Raw genomic sequence first — 18,001 nt, 5'->3', positions numbered from 1 at the left:
AAGAGTTACAGGCGTAAAAACGCCTCGTCAAACATCGCTGACGATAACCCGGTAAGCCCGAGAGAAGGGGATTGAGAAGTTAGCTTCGCTCAAGCAGAAGTTATCGCAGCACGATACCGATAACGCTTGAGCACTGGCGATCGCCAAAAGCATGTGAAACGATAAAACGTTCACAGTACAGCATAAGTATCCTCCTTTTGTTTTTCAGAATGTTAATCGGTGATGAAAGTGTAATCGCAACATACGCGGTAGCGCAAGCTTTGAACGCCCAGCAGATCACAAGACAAATAAATCAGGCAAAAGTTAATTTTCGTCGCGTCGAAAGCATGAGTTAAGGATCACAATAACGATCGCTGTTCTCCGGTACGCTGTCGCTCACTATTTTATTATTTGGAGAATAGATGACATGAAAAAAACAATGACATTGACGATGATTGCGCTGGGATGTTTATTTGCAAATGCACAAGCAAGCGAAAAACTCGCTGGTAATGAGATACTTAAAGTGCAAAAGGGTGGTGTTCCTGACAAAATTTACACGCAGAATAACCCGCATTTAAAGATTGCCACCTATAACATTGGTAAAAATGAAGCATCTGCTGATGTGGCGGATTTTACGGCACTTAATTCAGCTATTAAAAGAATAGATGCAGATATTATAGCAGTGCCAGAGGTTGATAATAAAACAGGGCGCAGTCAAAAGATCGATCAACTCAAAAAAATCGCTGATGCCAATAAACTGTATTACGCCTTTGGTAAAGCACTCGATTTTGATGGCGGTGAGTACGGGTTAGGACTGCTTTCCAAATATAAAATATTGCACACGCAGGTGGTAAAATTACCGTCGGGTAATGCTGAACAACGCGTGGCGTTACTGGCGCAGGTTGACGTGCCTGGGTTTGATTCTGCCCCCATCATTATGGTGACCCATCTCGACTGGCAAAAAGATCCTACCATGCGTACGGAACAAGCCCGCTATCTTTTAGATATCAGCATTGGCGACGCGACATCAGATTTCCCGGATATCGCCTCCTCAATTAAAATCCTTGCAGGGGACTTTAATTCGACCCGGGACGAGCAGCCGCTGAAAGAAATACGTTACTTTTTCAACGAAGTGACGAAAGAAGGGGTTGATACCCGCAGTTGGCCAGCCGTTAACCCTGCGATCGATATAGACCATATTTTCACGTTTAAAGGGCAGAAGTGGAACGTCAAAAATCTGGAAATTCCACATAACTCACCCGAATTTACGTGGTCTACGGCGAGCGATCACCTGCCGGTTATCGCTGAGCTGGAACTTTCAGAACAGTAATCTACATACTGTATTTCGTTCATCGAACGCTTAAAATTGCCCGGCAGACTCTGCTGCCGGGCAAACCGTCAAATAGAAGTTCGACGGTAGTCGCGATATTCTGCCTGCCAGAAATTATCGTCAATCGCCTGTTGCAGCGCTTCGGCGGACGTTTTCACAGCTACGCCTTGCTGCTGGGCCATTTTACCCACGGCAAAAGCAATCGCACGGGAAACTGTCTGAATGTCTTTCAGTTCAGGTAACACCAGTCCTTCGCCGTTCAGCACCAGCGGTGAATACTGCGCCAGTGTTTCACTGGCCGACATCAGCATTTCATCGGTAATGCGCGATGCGCCGGAAGCAATAACACCCAGCCCGATACCCGGGAAAATATAGGCGTTGTTACACTGGGCAATCGGGAAGACTTTTTCCTTCCACACTACCGGCGCGAACGGACTACCGGTCGCAACCAGCGCGTTACCTTCGGTCCAGGCGATAATATCCTGTGGCGTAGCTTCCACGCGTGAAGTCGGGTTAGACAGCGGCATGACGATGGGGCGCGGACAATGCTTGTGCATTTCGCGGATGATCTCTTCGGTAAACAGGCCGGTCTGTCCGGAAACACCAATCAGGATATCCGGCTTAACGTTACGCACCACGTCGAGTAACGACAGCACATCCTCTTGCGTATCCCAGTGCTGCAGATTTTCGCGTTTTTGCACCAGCTTGGTCTGGAAGGAGAGCAGGTTCGGCATTTTGTCGGTTAACAGGCCGAAGCGATCGACCATAAACACGCGCTGACGCGCCGCTTCCTCGCTTAAACCTTCACGCTGGATTTGCGCGATGATCTGCTCGGCAATCCCGCAACCGGCTGAGCCCGCTCCAAGGAACACGATATTCTGTTCACTTAATTGGCTACCCGCCGCGCGGCTGGCGGCAATGAGCGTACCAACGGTAACGGCTGCGGTGCCCTGAATATCGTCGTTAAACGAGCAAATTTCATCGCGATAGCGGTTCAGCAACGGCATCGCATTTTTCTGCGCGAAGTCTTCGAATTGCAGCAGCACGTCCGGCCAACGATGCTTCACAGCCTGGATGAATTCATCGACAAATTCGTAGTATTCATCATCAGTGATACGCGGATTACGCCAGCCCATATACAGCGGATCGTTCAGCAGTTGCTGATTGTTAGTACCGACGTCCAGGACGACCGGCAGGGTGTAGGCCGGACTAATTCCGCCACACGCGGTATACAGCGACAGCTTACCGATCGGAATACCCATCCCGCCGATCCCCTGGTCGCCAAGGCCCAGAATACGTTCACCGTCGGTGACGACGATGACTTTGATATTGTGGTTAGGTACGTTCTGCAGGATATCGTCCATATTGTGGCGGTTCTGATAAGAGATAAACACACCGCGCGCGCGACGGTAGATCTCAGAGAAACGCTCACAGGCAGCACCTACCGTTGGGGTATAGATAACCGGCATCATCTCATCAAGGTGATTATGCACCAGTCGGTAAAACAGGGTTTCGTTGGTGTCCTGAATGTTACGCAGGTAAATATGCTTGTCGATTTCGGTTTTGAATCCCTGATATTGGATCCAGGCGCGTTCAGCCTGTTCTTCAATCGTCTCGACCACTTCCGGCAGTAACCCCAGCAGGTTGAAGTTACGGCGTTCTTCCACACTGAAAGCGCTCCCTTTATTCAGTAAAGGGAATTCCAGCAGTACCGGGCCAGCGTAGGGGATGTAAAGGGAACGCAGTTTTTTAGTTTCGTTTTCCATGTCACTCACTCTTTTTTGAATAACCGTCCCTGGCGTTCTTTATGATCGTATGTGGCCTGTCCGCCAGGGAAACGGGCGAAGTATAAAGCATTGTGAATGGGGTATGGGGTTTTATAAGCAAAAACACCACTGCGGTTGCAATGGTGTTTATCTCGTTATTCAGTCAGACCTGCGAAAGACTATTTGCCGTCAGCGCGGCGTTTTCTTCCGGTAGGATTGTTGACCACACTGGTTTTGTCACCTTCGGTCACGACTTTACGTTGGTTTGAGATTTTGTGGTCCAGTCCAAGAATATGACGGGCCTGACGGTTCGATTTCATTCTAACTCCTTAATCCTGTTTCTGGTTTCAAGGGCGAGCCCGTATAACAACGGACGAAATACAACCTGATAGAAAGCCGATGTTTAAAATAACGGCTTTCAGGATGGTCGGTCATTTTGTCTGAAAGGTCAATGCTTAAGCGGTAAATGCAGAACTATCCCGGATGGATCATGCATTTTCTCAGGCGTCCTATACTTGTAACTTCAACGACAACACAGGAGAACGGTAATGACTATCCATAAGAAGGGTCAGGCACACTGGGAAGGCGACATTAAACGCGGTAAAGGTACCGTATCGACCGAAAGTGGCGTGCTGAATCAGCAACCGTATGGGTTTAATACGCGGTTCGAAGGGGTAAAAGGCACCAATCCTGAAGAGTTGATTGGCGCGGCCCATGCCGCCTGCTTCTCAATGGCGCTTTCGTTAATGCTGGGCGATGCGGGCTTTACGCCAGACGCCATTGATACCACTGCCGATGTTTCTCTGGATAAGGTGGATGCGGGATTTGCGATAACCAAAGTAGCGCTGCACAGTGAGGTAAGCGTTCCGGGGATAGACGCCGCCACGTTTGACGGCATCATCCAGAAAGCGAAGGCCGGCTGCCCAGTTTCGCAGGTACTGAACGCGGAAATTACACTGGATTATCAGCTGAAGTCTTAATCGTGGCGTGCCGGATGCGACTGCGTCTTATCCGGCACCCGATGATGTTATTGCGCCACCCAGCCGCCATCCATATTCCACGCAACGCCTCGTACCTGCGCCGCACCGTCTGAACATAAAAACAACGCGAGTTCCCCTAACTGCTCCGGCGTGACGAATTCGCGCGACGGTTGCTTTTCCGCCAGCAGGGCGTCACGTGCGACGTCAGGCGCAGCGCCTTCGGCAATACGTTTATCAATCTGCTGCTGAACCAACGGTGTGAGCACCCAACCGGGGCATAGCGCATTGCAGGTGATGCCGGTCTGCGCGGTTTCCAGCGCAATGGTCTTGGTTAATCCCACCACGCCGTGCTTGGCTGCCACGTATGCGGATTTCTCTTTAGAAGCCACCAGGCCGTGAACCGAGGCGATATTAATGATGCGTCCCCAGTTCCGTGCGCGCATGCCTGGCAGCGCCAGTCGCGTAGTGTGAAAAACGGATGAGAGGTTAATAGCAATAATCGCGTTCCATTTTTCAACCGGGAAGGTTTCTACCGGAGACACATGCTGGATCCCGGCGTTGTTGACCAGGATATCCACACCGCCAAATTCGCTTGCGGCATAGCGCATCATGTCAGCAATTTGCGCTTCATCGCTCAGGTCCGCGCCGTGGTAGCCTGGCGTTTTGCCATACTGCGCCACGGCGTCTTTGGCGGCTTCGACATCACCAAACCCGTTGAGGATCAACGAAGCGCCCGCTTGTGCCAGCACCTGAGCGATGCCTAATCCAATACCGCTGGTCGAGCCGGTAACCAGGGCGGTTTTTCCCGTTAAGTTCATGATGATTCTCCTTAAACAATTCCGGTGGTGTAGAAGACGCCGATAACAAACAGCACGGCCAGGCTTTTGATCACGGTGATGGCGAAAATCCCGCCGTACGCCTGACGATGGCTGAGGCCGGTAATAGCCAGCAGGGTAATGACCGCGCCGTTGTGCGGCAGGGTATCCATGCCGCCACTGGCCATTGACGCCACGCGGTGGAAGACTTCGAGTGGAATATTGGCGGCATGGGCAGCGGCAATAAAAGTGTCAGACATGGCGGCGAGGGCAATACTCATTCCGCCAGACGCCGAGCCGGTGATCCCGGCCAGCGTGGTGATGCTGATGGCTTCGTTAAGAAGCGGGTCGGGGATCGCCGCCAGCGCTTTTGACAACACAAGGAAACCCGGCAGGGCAGCGATCACCGCACCAAAACCATACTCCGACGCGGTGTTCATCGCCGCGAGGATCGCGCCGCCAACCGCCGTTCTGCTGCCTTCCGCCAGGCGACCTTTAATGTTGCGATAGCCGAACAGCACCACCAGCAGGATCCCTGAAATCAGCGCCGCTTCCACCGCCCAGATAGCGGTAATTTTACCGACTTCGGTGGTAATCGGTTTGGCAAGGCCTGGCAGTTCCAGTTGATGTGTTGCGCCGTACCACTGTGGGATCCAGCGGGTAAACAGCAGGTTAAATACCCCAACCAGAATCAGCGGAGAGATAGCGATTATCGGGTTCGGCAGGTTAATGTTATCCGGCGTTTCCGGCTCGTTTAACAGTTCAGTGCCATAGCCTTCATTCTTTGCCTGCGCTTTACGACGCTGACGTTCGAGATAAACCAGACCGACGAAAATAATAAACAGCGAGCCTATCAGCCCCAGCCACGGCGCGGCCCAGGCGTTAGTCCCAAAGAAGCTGGTCGGAATAATATTCTGGATCTGCGGCGTGCCCGGCAAGGCGTCCATCGTGAAGGAAAACGCGCCCAGCGCAACGGTGGCCGGGATCAGGCGCTTAGGGATATTACTCTGGCGGAACAGCTCCGCCGCAAAGGGATACACCGCAAACGCCACGACGAACAGCGATACCCCGCCGTAGGTTAACAGCGCGCACACCAGCACGATCACCGGGATGGCGTGACGCCGCCCGAGAATATTGATGGCGGCGGCAACAATAGAGCGGGAAAAACCAGACAACTCGATTAACTTGCCAAACACCGCACCCAGCAAAAATACCGGGAAGTAAAGCTTCACAAAACCGACCATTTTTTCCATAAACAGGCCGGTGAAGGCAGGGCCGACGGCGCTGGGTTCAGTAAGCAATACAGCACCTAATGCTGCGATGGGGGCAAACAGGATGACGCTGTATCCGCGATAGGCTGCAAGCATCAGCAGGCCCAGCGCTGCCAGGGCGATTAATACACTCATCATGACTCCTCAATATCATTGTTATAGTGGGGTACAGAAAGAGAAGTTACGGTTTCAGGGCAAAGCGCAGCTGGTGCTCTCTGCGTTGCTGGATGTACTCCTTGCGCGAATCATCCCAGCGATAAAATCCCTGGCCGCTGCGCAAACCAGTATCACCGTTGGCAACCTTGTCAGCGACCAGCGACATCATGTCGCTACCGGTGGCGAGCGTGGGTAACAGATGCTGACAAATGTCCTGTACCGTAGAAAGACCGGTCATATCAGCCGCCTCCAGCGGACCAACCATGGCATAGCGTCGTCCGAGCGAGGCACGCATTACCTGATCCACTACCTCCGCGCTGGCGATACCGCTTTTAACGATATGCAACGCTTCACGCAGCAGGGCGAATTGCAGACGGTTGCCGACAAACCCTGGCGCGGCGCGATCGAGTACGACCGCTTCCAGCTGCATCGACAGCAGTAGTTGTTGTAATTCATGGAGATATTCCGCCTTCGTTGCCGTCCCCGGCACAATTTCAACCAGCGGAATAAAGTGTGGCGGGTTCCAGAAATGGGCAATCAGCAACCGCTCAGGATAGGCAAGCTTTTCTGCCAGGGCATCGGGTGGCAGTCCGCTGGTATTACTGGCGATCACCGCCTCCGGTGCGATCAGCTCTTCCAGTTGCGCATACAGCGCATGTTTAAGTTCGAGGCGTTCCGGGATGGCTTCAATCAGCAATCCGCACGCGGCAATATCCTGTAGCGACGTCGTACCGTGTAGACGGTTCATAACCGATGCTTTTTCGCTTAGAGCAAATTGTTCAGTAGCAATAAGCTCATCCACAATACCGCTGGCAATATGGCTAATTTCCGCAATTCGGCTGCTATCGGTGTCGTACAACCAGATATCGTGACCAAAGCGGGCAAAGTGGGTGGCGATGCCGACGCCCATTAAACCCGCGCCCAGTACGCAAATTTGCTTATTTTTCATGAGATCCCCCCGGACGCTCTACTGCCAGCGCGACACCCTGACCGCCGCCTACGCACAGTGTGGCCAACCCTTTGGCGGCGTTGCTGCGGGCCATTTCATGCAGCAGGGTCACCAGAATCCGGCACCCGGAGGCGCCAATCGGATGACCCAGCGCGATCGCGCCGCCATTGACGTTAACTTTGCTGCTGTCCCAGTTCAGTGATTCGCCAACCGCCAGCGCTTGTGCGGCAAACGCTTCGTTGGCTTCAATGAGATCAACATCGTTCAGCGCCCAGCCTGCCCGTTGCAGACACTGAAGTGACGCATCTACCGGCCCAATACCCATAATGGCCGGATCGACGCCGGAGACCGCGTAGCCCGCAACCCGTCCCAGAACCGGCAAATTGAGTTCCGCGGCTTTGGCGGCGCTCATTAGCATCACCGCCGCGGCGCCATCATTGATTGAAGAAGCATTCCCGGCGGTCACCGTGCCGTTTCCTGGCCGAAACGCTGGCTTGAGCTGAGCCAGCTTATCAGCCTGAGTATCCGGGCGCGGCTGTTCGTCGCGGTCCACAACACGCGGCGGTTTTTTCCCCTGCGGAACGCTGACCGGGGTAATCTCCGCACTAAAACGACAGGCTTCAATCGCGGCAGTTGCTTTTTGCTGGGAGTGCAGAGCAAATGCGTCCTGTTGCTCACGACTGATAGCGAACTTATCCGCCAGATTCTCCGCGGTAATGCCCATGTGATAGTCGTTGAAGGCGTCCCATAAACCGTCATGCACTACGCTGTCTTTCAGGCTGGCATGACCCAGGCGCAGACCGGCCCGCGCGCCGTCGAGGAAATAGGGCGCATTGCTCATGCTCTCCTGTCCACCGGCAATCACAATTTGCGCATCACCGCAGCGAATCGCCTGTACCGCCTGATGCACCGCCTTCAGGCCCGAGCCGCACACCAGATTAATGGTTAGCGCTGGCGTAGTGACCGGTAAGCCCGCGCGTAACGCCGTCTGTCTGGCCGGATTTTGACCACTGCCCGTCGTGAGCACCTGACCCAAAATCACTTCATCAATTTGCTCAGGCGCCACGGCCGTTTTTTCCAGCAGGGAACGGATAACCACCGAACCGAGTTCAACCGCCGAAAGCGGCGCCAGCGCGCCATGAAAACTGCCAATCGGGGTACGCGTTGCCGCGACAATAACAACATCCTGCATGGTCAGCTCCTCAGTTAAATTGCATCTCGGGGACATTTTCAGGAACGATCAGCTTGCCGGCGGTTCTGGCGACGATGTCATCCACGCTGATACCCGGGGCGCGTTCACGCAGAATGAACGCCCCGTCGGCAATCTCCAGCAGCGCCAGATCGGTAAGTACGCGTTTGATGCAGGCCACGCCAGTCAGCGGCAGGGTGCAGGCGGGAAGCAATTTTGACTCACCGTTTTTGGAGGCATGGGTCATCACCACGATGATGTTGTCGGCTCCAGCCACCAGGTCCATTGCGCCGCCCATGCCTTTCACCATTTTTCCGGGGATCATCCACGAGGCGATATTGCCGTTTACATCGACTTCAAACGCGCCGAGCACCGTCAGGTCAACGTGGCCGCCGCGGATCATCGCGAAGGATTGCGCCGAGTCGAAAATCGCTGCGCCTTTGCGCGCCGTCACGGTCTGTTTTCCGGCGTTGATCATGTCTGCATCAATTTCGTCTTCTGTGGGAAACGGCCCCATACCCAGCAAACCGTTTTCCGATTGCAGCATCACGTCCATACCATCGGGGATGTAGTTCGCTACCAGAGTGGGAATACCAATCCCAAGATTGACGTAATAACCGTCGCGCAGCTCACGGGCGACACGCATTGCCATTTGTTCACGCGTTAACATGGTCAGGCTCCTTTCTGGCGCAGGGTGCGTTGTTCAATACGTTTTTCAAATTGCCCCTGAATAATGCGGTTAACAAAAATTCCGGGAGTATGAATCGCAGCGGGATCCAACTCGCCAGGGGGGACAATCTCTTCAACTTCCACCACGGTAATGCGCCCGGCAGCGGCCATCAGCGGATTAAAATTCTGTGCGGTATGGCGATAGATAACATTGCCGTACCAGTCGGCTTTCCAGCCTTTGACCAGCGCAAAGTCCCCGGTTATGGCCTGCTCTAAAATGTACGGACGTCCGGCAAACTCGCGCACCTCTTTTCCTTCGGCCACGGGGGTCCCGTATCCGGTCGCGGTGAAGAAAGCGGGGATCCCCGCGCCGCCAGCGCGCAACTGCTCCGCCAGCGTGCCTTGCGGCGTCAGGATGGCTTCCAGTTCGCCGCTAAGCACCTGCTTTTCAAACAGCGCGTTTTCACCCACATAGGATGCAACCACTTTGCGCACCTGACGCGTTTCCAGCAGTACGCCGAGGCCAAAACCGTCCACGCCGCAGTTGTTTGACACCACGGTAAGACCCTGAACCTCCCGACGACGTACTTCGGCAATCAGATTTTCAGGGATGCCACATAAGCCAAAACCGCCCGCGAGCAGCGTCATGTTGTCGGTCAGTCCTTCCAGCGCCTCTTGATACGTGGCGACCCGTTTATCCAGTCCAGCCATATACTTGCCCCTCCTGTTGTCCTTGCCGACATCATTGAGGGAGAAAAATGATTTGTTAATTTTAAATTTGTGACTCACTCATTGGGTTTTTTTATCAATTTAATGTTAATTAAAGGTATTCAACAGGTTAAAGGAATGCGAAATGGGAATGAGCATCAAACAGTTACGCGCGTTTTTAGCGGTAGCTCACACTCTGAATTTTGCTCATGCCAGTGAAAGACTGAATATGTCGCAACCCGCATTAAGTCTGGCGATTAAAGGACTGGAGGATTCGTTAGGTGGGGCTTTACTGTTGAGAACCACCCGCAAGGTGACCCTGACGCAGGAAGGGGAAACGTTGCTGAACATGGGGCGACAGTTGCTCGCGGACTGGGAGAACACGGAAGAGGCAATGCGCCAGCGATTCACGCTGCAACGCGGTAAAATCTCTATTGCCGCCATGCCTTCATTTGCTGCTAACGTCCTGCCGTCAGTACTGAAGACGTTTCGTGATTCCTATTCCGGTATCAACGTAACGGTTCACGATGTGATCAACGAACAAGTCATTGAGATGGTGAGTGAAGGGCGGGTGGAGATGGGCATTGCCTTCGAACCGGACTATTCCGGGCATCTGCATTTCACCCCGCTTGGTGTGGATCGTTTTATCGCGATTGTCCCGCCAACATGCCGACTGGCAGGGCGGGATCGTATTGCGTGGCGTGAACTGCTGACGCTGGATTTCATCACTCTGCAACGACCTTCCGCTGTGCGTCTGATGCTGGAAGAACAGTTGGTGCAAAGCGGGCATTCGCTGGAGGTGGCGCTGGAGAGCCATCAACTGGTGACCATTGGCCGGCTGGTGGCTAAGGGCCTGGGCGGCAGCGCGGTACCCGCGCTGTGCCGTACGCAAATGACTGAATTAGGCGCAACCTGTATCGATCTGGACACGCCAGTGATCCAGCGTCGGATCGGCGTTCTGCGTTCGGCACATCATAAGTTATCTACCGCCTCAGAAGTGCTGGTGGATACCCTGAAAAAGGCGTATTGCGCCTGATTTTCCGCCGCGTTCAGCTCACGTTAACCGCCCGCCAGCAGCGAACCTCACATCCTGATTCGCTGGACAGCAAGATCTGTTTATTCTCACAGCCACGGATCGCCAACGGACATCTGTCACGAAAAAAACAGCCCTCAGGCAGCGTTCGGTTCCCCGGTAGTTCGGTTTTCCGTAATACTAAATCCTCCGCCAGCGGTGCTCCCGTTTTAGGGACGGAGTCGAGTAATAATCGCGTGTAGGGATGGGCAGGATGAGTAAGAACCTGCTGCGTTTCTCCCAGTTCAACAATTTGCCCAAGGTACATCACCGCCACGCGATCGCTCATATGGCGAACCACCGACACGTTATGCGATATCAGCACATAGGTCAGATTTCTGCGTGCCTGCAATGACACCAGCAGGTTAAGAATTTGCGCCTGCACGGAGATATCCAGCGCCGAAGTGGGTTCATCCAGTACAATCACGTCCGGCTCTGACGACAACGCCCGGGCAATGGCAATACGCTGACGCTGCCCGCCGGAGAACGCATGCGGCAGACGGTCGAGATATTCAGGGCGGATCCCTACCTGTTGCGCCAAATCTTCGGCAAGAATGCGGCGTTCACGCTCGGAGCTTCGCTTCTGGATCCACACCGGTTCGGTGATAATTCGCCACACCGGTAAGCGCGGATCAAGCGATGAAAGCGGGTCCTGAAAGACCATCTGCATACCATTGTGCTGCTTGTCATCGCGGCGAGAGTAGTTTCCCTGACTGGGTTGCAGCATCCCCATCAGCAGTTGCGCCAGCGTACTTTTTCCGCAGCCGGATTCACCGACAATCCCCAGCGTTTCTCCCTGTCGAATCTGTAAATCCAGACCGTTGAGCGCATGCACCCGTTCGGTAACCTTGCCGAGCCAGTTTTTACGCGCGGGAAAGCTGACATGAACATCCTGCAGGGCCAGTAAAAATTCAGACATGTGTTGTCTCCAGTTGCGGATACCAGCAGGCCGATTGTTGATCCGCGCCTCCCTGACTGCTTAATGCCGGCGTCTCGTCACAGCGAGGGCCAGCCGCAAAACAGCGCTCACGAAATGCGCATCCGCTCGGTAAGCGGGTTAAATTCGGTACGGTGCCGGGAATGGCAGGCAGCAATGCGCGCGGTTCGCCGTGTTCCGGCGCACATTTCAGCAAGCCGATGGAATAGGGATGCGTGGGATGCTGAATAACGGTTGGTGTTGGACCACTCTCAATCACGCTTCCGGCATACATGACATATAACCGGTCGCACAATTGTGACACCACCGCCATATCATGGCTGATAAATAGTACGGCTGTCCCGCTGGCGCGCGCTTTTAGCTTCAATAAACGCAGCACCTGCAGCTGTACCGTGACGTCGAGCGCGGTGGTCGGTTCATCGGCAATGATCAGTTCCGGCTCGCAGGAAAAGGCCAGCGCAATCATCACCCGCTGGCGCATACCGCCGGAAAGTTCAAACGGGAAACGTTTCATCACTTCCGCCGCGTCCGGAATTTGCATCTCTTCCAGCAAAGCGATGGCTTTCTGGCGAGCATCCGTGCGGCTTAGCGCCTGGTGATGGCGGATAACTTCCACCATCTGCTGGCCGATACGTCGCGTGGGATTAAGCGCGGTCATGGGCTCCTGAAAGATCATCGCAACGCGTGCGCCGCGCCATTGACGCATTTGCTTTTCGCTGGCGTTGAGCACATCTTCACCCAGTAGCGAAACGCGTCCCTGGTGAATATGATAGCTGCCCTCCGGCAGCAGCCGCATGGTAAGCATCGCCGTCACGGACTTGCCGGAACCGGATTCACCGACCACGCCGACAATTTCTCCGCGGTTGATATGCAGCGAAACATGGTTCAGCGCATGCACGTCAGCTTTATAGCCGGGGAAACTCAGATGCAAATCCTCAATTTCCAGTACGGGTTGTGTCATGACTGTTTTCCTCCGGCTTTCGGATCCAGCAGGTCGCGAATACCATCGCCAAAAAGATTAAAGCCCACGGCGGTAATCAGAATTGCGGCGCCGGGAAAAGCGCAATACCACCACTGATCAAGCACGTAGTTGCGGCCTATCGCCACCATCGCTCCCCATTCCGCGCTGGGCTGCTGTGCGCCCAGACCAATAAACCCGAGCGTGGCGGCCATCAGGATCGCGCTGCCGATATCCAGCGACGCCTGCACAATCAGCGGCGGTAAAGAGTTACGTAAAATGTGCCAGCTAATCAGGTGCCAGCGAGAAGCGCCGTAGGTCCGCGCAGCCTGGACATAGGTAAACTGACGCACCACTAACGTTTGACCGCGGGCGAGGCGCACATAAAAAGGAATACGTACGATGGCAATCGCCAGCATGGCGTTAAACAGGCTGGGTCCCAGCGCAGCGGCCAGCGCCATTGTCAGTACCAGCGAAGGGATGGACAGCATGACGTCCATTATTCGCATGATAATTGCATCGGCGCGTCCCCCCATGACACCAGACAGACAACCCAGCAGCGAACCCAATCCGCCGGCAATTCCCACCACCACCAGACCAGCGACGACCGACTGCTGGCTTCCGACCAGAACACGGCTGAACAGATCGCGGCCCACTTCATCGGTACCAAACCAATGGGCCGCGGACGGTGGCAGCAGGCGCGCACTTAAATTGATGGCATTAGGATCGTAAGGCGTAATCCACGGAGACAGCACCATCAGCAACAGTATCAGTACAATGATGACCCCGCCTATCAACGTCAGCGGGCTGCTTTTCATCATCCACAACAATTTCGCCCAGTCCGTACGACGACGAACAGTCTGTGGGGCGGTCGGCGTTTCTTGAGTGAGCATCATTCAGCACCTCCGCGTCCAATACGTGGGTCAATCCACAGGTAGAGTAAATCAACCGCCAGGTTGACCAGCACATAAGCGAAAGAGACCACTACGGCAAATCCCATCACCGCCGGGAAGTCGAGCGCCTGAATCGACGTTACCACCCAGGCGCCCATTCCCGGCCAGGCGAAGACCGTTTCGGTCAGTACCGCACCGTAGAGCAGATCGCCCAATGCCAGGCCGAGCACGGTTATTGATGGAATAAGCGCATTCGGCAACGCGTAACACAGCACGATGTACCAGCCCGGCAGTCCGCTGGCGCGCGCGGTACGAATGTAATCTTCACTCAGTTGCTCCAGCATGGCGGAGCGAATCTGGCGGGCAACGATCCCTAAGTGCACAAAAGCCAGCGTCAGTGACGGCAGGATCAGGTGCTGGAGCGCATTGAAAAAGACTTCGCCATTGCCTTCCAGCAGGGCATCAATCAGGTAGAATCCGGTGACATGAGCCGGTGGATCCAGCCAGTCGTCTAACCGTCCACCACCGGGCAAAATTTGCAGATGACCGTAAAACAGCACGATAACCCCCAGCCCCAGCCAGAATGCAGGCGTGGAGATGCCGGTAATCGCCATCAGGCGAACGAGGTGATCAAGCCAACGGTTGCGCCAGACTGCAGATAAAATACCTAACGGAATACCGATCACCAGCGCCAGCAACAAAGAGCAGAAAGCCAGCTCCAGGGTGGCGGGAAAGAAGATACGCAGTTCATCCAGTACCGGGCGTCCGGTGCGAATAGAGGTGCCTAAGTCGCCCTGAAAGATATCGCTCACATAGCGAAAGAACTGCACATACAGCGGCTGGTTCAGCCCCAGCTGTTGACGAATATTTTCGACAATTTCATCGCTGGCGCGATCGCCCGCCAGCAACCGTGCGGGGTCGCCTGGGATCAGGTGCGAAATAATAAAGGTGATCACGCAAACACCGATAACCACCAGAATAAGTCCCCAGCATCGCTGGCGTAAAATGCTCCAGAACGTCATTAGCTTCCCCTTGCGGAGCCTGAGTGGCTCCGCATCAACGTGGCTTATTTACTCATGGTGGAGATATTGAAGACCTGTTCCAGCATGGGGTTAAATACAAATCCTTTGACGTCTTTGTTCATCGCCAGTTGATAGTTTTTCTGGAATAAATAGACGTAGGCCGCTTCATCAATCACGATGGTTTGCGCCTGCTGGTAATCATTGGTTCTGGCAACCGGATCGGTGGTGGCTAATGCGCTACGCAGCAGCTTATCGACCTCACTTTTTTCATAGAATGAACGGTTACCCGGCAGACCTTTTTTATCTGACTCAAACCAGTAGTTCATGAACATGTACGGGTCGGCGAAATCCGGGCTCCAGTTGCCGATAGCAATGTCGTAATCCCCTTTACCCACGCGGTCACGCATGGTGGCATTCGCCAGTTTTTCCAGCTTCACCTTAATACCCAGTTTGTTGAGACTGGCCTGGGTAGAGAGGGCAATCGGCTCCCAGTTAGGGTCATTATCTGAATACAAGAAACTCAGGCTCTCGGGTTTGTTCGCGACCTTGTCCCATGCGGCTTTCGCTTTGGCTTCATCAAAACTGTACTGCATAGCCTTGTCATCAAAACCCCACATACCTTCAGGGATCGGACCGCGCATCTGTTTACCATTGCCACTGAGGATCCCATTCACCATGCCTTTATAATCGGTGGCCCATGAGATGGCGCGGCGTAAATCCACCTGATTGAGCGGCGCTTTACTGTTGTTCAGATACAGATAGGTCACGCGCAGCGAGGGATAATCCACTACGTTAACTTTGCCTTCCTGTTTTAAAGCGGCCAACTGGTCGACTGGAAGCGCGTCGGCAATGTCGATATCGCCACGCGACAACTGCAGGCGACGGGAGGCGCTTTCACCAATGATTTTTACCGAAACCCGCTTAAACGTTGGTTTGGCCCCGGAATAATGCGGGTTTGGCACCAGTACCAGTTGTTGTCCTTTTTGCCAGCTTTTCAGCATGAAAGGACCGGAGCCTGCCGTGTTCTGCGCCAGGAATCCGCGGGCATCGTCTGCGGCATGCTCTTTTAAGATTGCCGGGTTGATAATTGAGGCCCCGTCATTTGCCAGCGTATACAGGAATGGCGCGAACGGCTGGCTGAGGGTAAATTTCACCGTATTGTCATCAATGGCCTCAACCTTCAGATCTTTCGGGAATGCTTCAGCGGGTCCCTGGCCAATTTTGAGCAGGCGCTCAAAGGATTGTTTTACTGCATCTGCCGTCACCGGCGTACCGTCGGCGAATTTGGCATCGTTTTTCAGGGTGAACGTCCACTCTTTCTGATCGTCAGAGGCTTTCCAGCCGCTGGCTAAATCACCTTCAACTTCCGTTGAGCCTTTACCGCCTTCGGTTTTGTACTGAACCAAACGCTGATAAGAGGGATAGGTGACCGTCCAGTCGTTGTTATCGATTGTCACGGCGGGGTCGAGCGTCTGCGGGTCGGCGGCTTTACCGATGACCAACATATCTTTCGGCACGGCGGCCTGCGCGGCAGGGAGGGCAAATGCCAGCGCAATGGCGATCAGAGCGGGGCGAAAAAACGCATTTAACGCAGGTGTAGTCTTCATAACCAGGCTCCAGAATTAAAAAGGATGTTGTGTTGTTATGGGGGGAACAGGGAAACAGGCTATCTGGTCGTCAAGCAGTGGATAACGCGCGGCATCAGGTAATTCAAAATGCCACCACTCGCTGTTAATGCCGACAAAACCGCCACCGAACATAATGGCGTTGAGTAACAACCGGTTACGCTGCGCGGCTGGTGGAACAGAAGGGTGCCAGGCATGAGAACGCTCGTGCATCTCATCAAAATCAGCGCCCATATCAAGAACATTGCCACGATCGTCCATCAGCGTAACGTCGATGGCCGTCCCACGGCTGTGATTGGATCCAATCGCCACATCGACGACGTACTGGGGATCCGGGCACGCATTCCACAGCACCGCCTGCGCCTGCTGGGGGCGATACGCGTCATAGATTACAAGCTTCAGGCCCGCCAGTTGCGCGATACTGATGCTTTTAGCCAGCGCGGTTACCGCCTCGCGGTGTAACAGGCAGCGCGCTTCCCGGTAGATAGGCGCGCCGGTAATGTTGTCGGCCGTGGCGTATTTGAGATCGATATGCAGTGACGGGAATATCACCGACAGATCGACCAGTTCTGGGGTTTCTGACATAGCACATTTCCTGTTTATTGTTCGAATTGACCAAACTGTTGTTGTAACTGGCGATTGGTTTGCAGGCGTCCTGCGAGGGAATCACCAAGTTGCTCCACCACCGCAGAGAGTAATAAGTTGAACAGACAGCTCACGGGAGCCAGAGAATCCCAGAAATGTCCGGTGTCAGTTTTTACCTGGAGTAAATCAAGGGCATAATCTCTGGCCCACGGACACCACACATCGGTGATCAGCGCCAGTGGAATATGGCGTTCTGTCGCGACACGGCAATATTGTCGGGAGATAGCGGAGTAGGCGCGCATGTCGGTGATCACCACGTATGGCTGGTTAAATCCCGAATTCAGCGACTCGACCCAACTGCCGGAAAGCCCTTCGGAGTAGCTGACTTTAGGCCGCAGGTATTCAAGATGACTAAAAAAGGCGTTGGCAATCCCACGTGTAGATTGGATCCCGAGGATGTAAACCGCTTCCGCATGCGCCAGCTGCTGCGCAATGCGTAAAAATGTTTCGCTTTGCGCGAGTTGATAGACATGGGTAATGGCGTCGATTTCCAGTAACAGCGACTGCTGCGCACGATCCGGCAGGCTTTGCTGCTGGTGCCAGGAATCCAGCCGTTCGTTCATTCCCCAGGGCTGATAGGGGACGACGGGCAGCTCACGCAGGCTGGCTTTTGCATCCTCCAGATTGCGAAAGCCCAGCTTACGCAGATAGCGTCCTACGGTAATGCCGCTGGTTCCTGCTGCTTTAGCGATGCCATCCGCGGTTTCAAAAGGGATCTGTACACCGTGGGCTAACAGCCATCCGGCTACGCGCTTTTCGCTCGGCGTAAGCTGGCTGAAGGTCTGTTCTATGCGGGTAAATAATTCAGGTTTCGCTGTCATTACCTTCTCGCTGTTAGTTGTCTGTCAGATGACGGCTCACTGTTAGTGAATTAACAATGCAGGACGCGTGCCAGGTCGCTAACAGCATACGCTGGCTGTTTTTGTTAAAACACAAACCATATTCATTAACCAATGATCAACATTTGTGCAGCGTAGTTCAGTTTTGGTGCAGCGACAGGAGAGCGGGGTATGAATCTGCTGATTTCGTCGGAACGA

Annotated in this window: 18 protein-coding genes; 3 read left to right on the top strand and 15 right to left on the bottom strand. The window is 54.1% G+C overall.

All coding sequences use genetic code 11. From position 1 onward, the window contains the following. Positions 1 to 406 precede the first annotated feature (406 nt). The gene (locus FDX09_RS12305; protein WP_121529055.1) at positions 407 to 1,309 is read left to right on the top strand and encodes an endonuclease/exonuclease/phosphatase family protein; all 903 of its coding nucleotides are present in this window, start codon (positions 407 to 409) and stop codon (positions 1,307 to 1,309) included. Positions 1,310 to 1,377: 68 nt separating this feature from the next. On the opposite strand, the gene maeA is transcribed toward FDX09_RS12305, so the two are convergent. Both maeA and sra read right to left on the bottom strand, forming a co-directional pair. Next, entirely contained in the window at positions 1,378 to 3,075 is a 1,698-nt protein-coding gene (gene maeA / locus FDX09_RS12300) for a malate dehydrogenase (RefSeq protein WP_087856604.1), read from the bottom strand. A 179-nt stretch (positions 3,076 to 3,254) separates the two neighbouring features. Next, positions 3,255 to 3,395 carry a stationary-phase-induced ribosome-associated protein gene (gene sra, locus FDX09_RS12295; protein WP_038640628.1) on the bottom strand — a complete coding sequence of 47 codons (141 nt, stop codon included), beginning with the start codon at positions 3,393 to 3,395 and terminating at the stop codon, positions 3,255 to 3,257. A gap of 228 nt (positions 3,396 to 3,623) precedes the next feature. Between sra and FDX09_RS12290 the strand changes: the two genes are divergently transcribed. Continuing rightward, entirely contained in the window at positions 3,624 to 4,055 is a 432-nt protein-coding gene (locus FDX09_RS12290) for an OsmC family protein (RefSeq protein ID WP_085048199.1), read from the top strand. A 47-nt stretch (positions 4,056 to 4,102) separates the two neighbouring features. Here the strand turns inward: FDX09_RS12290 and FDX09_RS12285 are convergent, their stop codons facing one another. Genes FDX09_RS12285 through FDX09_RS12260 form a run of 6 tightly spaced genes read right to left on the bottom strand, consistent with a single transcriptional unit; the run spans position 4,103 to position 9,815 of the window. Then, positions 4,103 to 4,873, bottom strand: a complete 771-nt coding sequence (locus FDX09_RS12285) for a 3-hydroxybutyrate dehydrogenase (RefSeq protein WP_085048200.1) — start codon at positions 4,871 to 4,873, stop codon at positions 4,103 to 4,105. 11 nt (positions 4,874 to 4,884) lie between these two features. Next, on the bottom strand, positions 4,885 to 6,279 hold the full coding sequence (locus tag FDX09_RS12280; protein ID WP_199951110.1) for a GntP family permease: 1,395 nt from the start codon (positions 6,277 to 6,279) through the stop codon (positions 4,885 to 4,887). A 43-nt stretch (positions 6,280 to 6,322) separates the two neighbouring features. Then, entirely contained in the window at positions 6,323 to 7,246 is a 924-nt protein-coding gene (locus tag FDX09_RS12275; RefSeq protein ID WP_137347284.1) for a 3-hydroxyacyl-CoA dehydrogenase family protein, read from the bottom strand. Continuing rightward, the gene (locus FDX09_RS12270) at positions 7,236 to 8,438 is read right to left on the bottom strand and encodes an acetyl-CoA C-acetyltransferase (RefSeq protein WP_137347283.1); all 1,203 of its coding nucleotides are present in this window, start codon (positions 8,436 to 8,438) and stop codon (positions 7,236 to 7,238) included. The genes FDX09_RS12275 and FDX09_RS12270 overlap by 11 nt, the downstream gene beginning before the upstream one ends. A gap of 10 nt (positions 8,439 to 8,448) precedes the next feature. Beyond that, positions 8,449 to 9,105: a CoA transferase subunit B gene (locus FDX09_RS12265; RefSeq protein ID WP_038640615.1), complete on the bottom strand. Its 657-nt coding sequence runs from the start codon at positions 9,103 to 9,105 to the stop codon at positions 8,449 to 8,451. Between the two features lie 2 nt (positions 9,106 to 9,107). Then, on the bottom strand, positions 9,108 to 9,815 hold the full coding sequence (locus FDX09_RS12260; RefSeq protein WP_032939731.1) for a CoA transferase subunit A: 708 nt from the start codon (positions 9,813 to 9,815) through the stop codon (positions 9,108 to 9,110). A gap of 142 nt (positions 9,816 to 9,957) precedes the next feature. Here FDX09_RS12260 and FDX09_RS12255 point away from each other — a divergent pair, with 142 nt between their 5' ends. Beyond that, on the top strand, positions 9,958 to 10,848 hold the full coding sequence (locus tag FDX09_RS12255; RefSeq protein WP_038640611.1) for a LysR family transcriptional regulator: 891 nt from the start codon (positions 9,958 to 9,960) through the stop codon (positions 10,846 to 10,848). Positions 10,849 to 10,861: 13 nt separating this feature from the next. Here the strand turns inward: FDX09_RS12255 and FDX09_RS12250 are convergent, their stop codons facing one another. The 7 genes from FDX09_RS12250 to FDX09_RS12220 are packed head-to-tail and all read right to left on the bottom strand — an operon-like array spanning position 10,862 to position 17,785. Further along, positions 10,862 to 11,803 carry an ABC transporter ATP-binding protein gene (locus tag FDX09_RS12250; protein ID WP_085048204.1) on the bottom strand — a complete coding sequence of 314 codons (942 nt, stop codon included), beginning with the start codon at positions 11,801 to 11,803 and terminating at the stop codon, positions 10,862 to 10,864. Further along, positions 11,796 to 12,782: an ABC transporter ATP-binding protein gene (locus tag FDX09_RS12245; RefSeq protein WP_038640607.1), complete on the bottom strand. Its 987-nt coding sequence runs from the start codon at positions 12,780 to 12,782 to the stop codon at positions 11,796 to 11,798. The genes FDX09_RS12250 and FDX09_RS12245 overlap by 8 nt, the downstream gene beginning before the upstream one ends. Then, complete coding sequence (gene ddpC / locus FDX09_RS12240; RefSeq protein WP_137347282.1) at positions 12,779 to 13,675, bottom strand: D,D-dipeptide ABC transporter permease; 897 nt, start codon at positions 13,673 to 13,675, stop codon at positions 12,779 to 12,781. Before ddpC ends, FDX09_RS12245 begins: the two co-directional genes overlap by 4 nt. Further along, positions 13,672 to 14,694, bottom strand: a complete 1,023-nt coding sequence (locus FDX09_RS12235) for an ABC transporter permease (protein WP_038640603.1) — start codon at positions 14,692 to 14,694, stop codon at positions 13,672 to 13,674. Before FDX09_RS12235 ends, ddpC begins: the two co-directional genes overlap by 4 nt. Before the next feature lie 44 nt (positions 14,695 to 14,738). Beyond that, complete coding sequence (locus FDX09_RS12230) at positions 14,739 to 16,301, bottom strand: ABC transporter substrate-binding protein (protein ID WP_137347281.1); 1,563 nt, start codon at positions 16,299 to 16,301, stop codon at positions 14,739 to 14,741. Positions 16,302 to 16,316: 15 nt separating this feature from the next. Further along, positions 16,317 to 16,904, bottom strand: a complete 588-nt coding sequence (gene ddpX, locus FDX09_RS12225) for a D-alanyl-D-alanine dipeptidase (protein WP_137347280.1) — start codon at positions 16,902 to 16,904, stop codon at positions 16,317 to 16,319. 14 nt (positions 16,905 to 16,918) lie between these two features. Further along, complete coding sequence (locus tag FDX09_RS12220; RefSeq protein ID WP_038640598.1) at positions 16,919 to 17,785, bottom strand: MurR/RpiR family transcriptional regulator; 867 nt, start codon at positions 17,783 to 17,785, stop codon at positions 16,919 to 16,921. Between the last annotated feature and the right edge of the window lie 216 nt (positions 17,786 to 18,001).

It is taken from the genome of Citrobacter sp. wls717 (genome assembly GCF_005280955.1).
GTDB lineage: Bacteria > Pseudomonadota > Gammaproteobacteria > Enterobacterales > Enterobacteriaceae > Citrobacter > Citrobacter werkmanii.
This window is presented reverse-complemented; position numbering and strand designations above follow the sequence as displayed.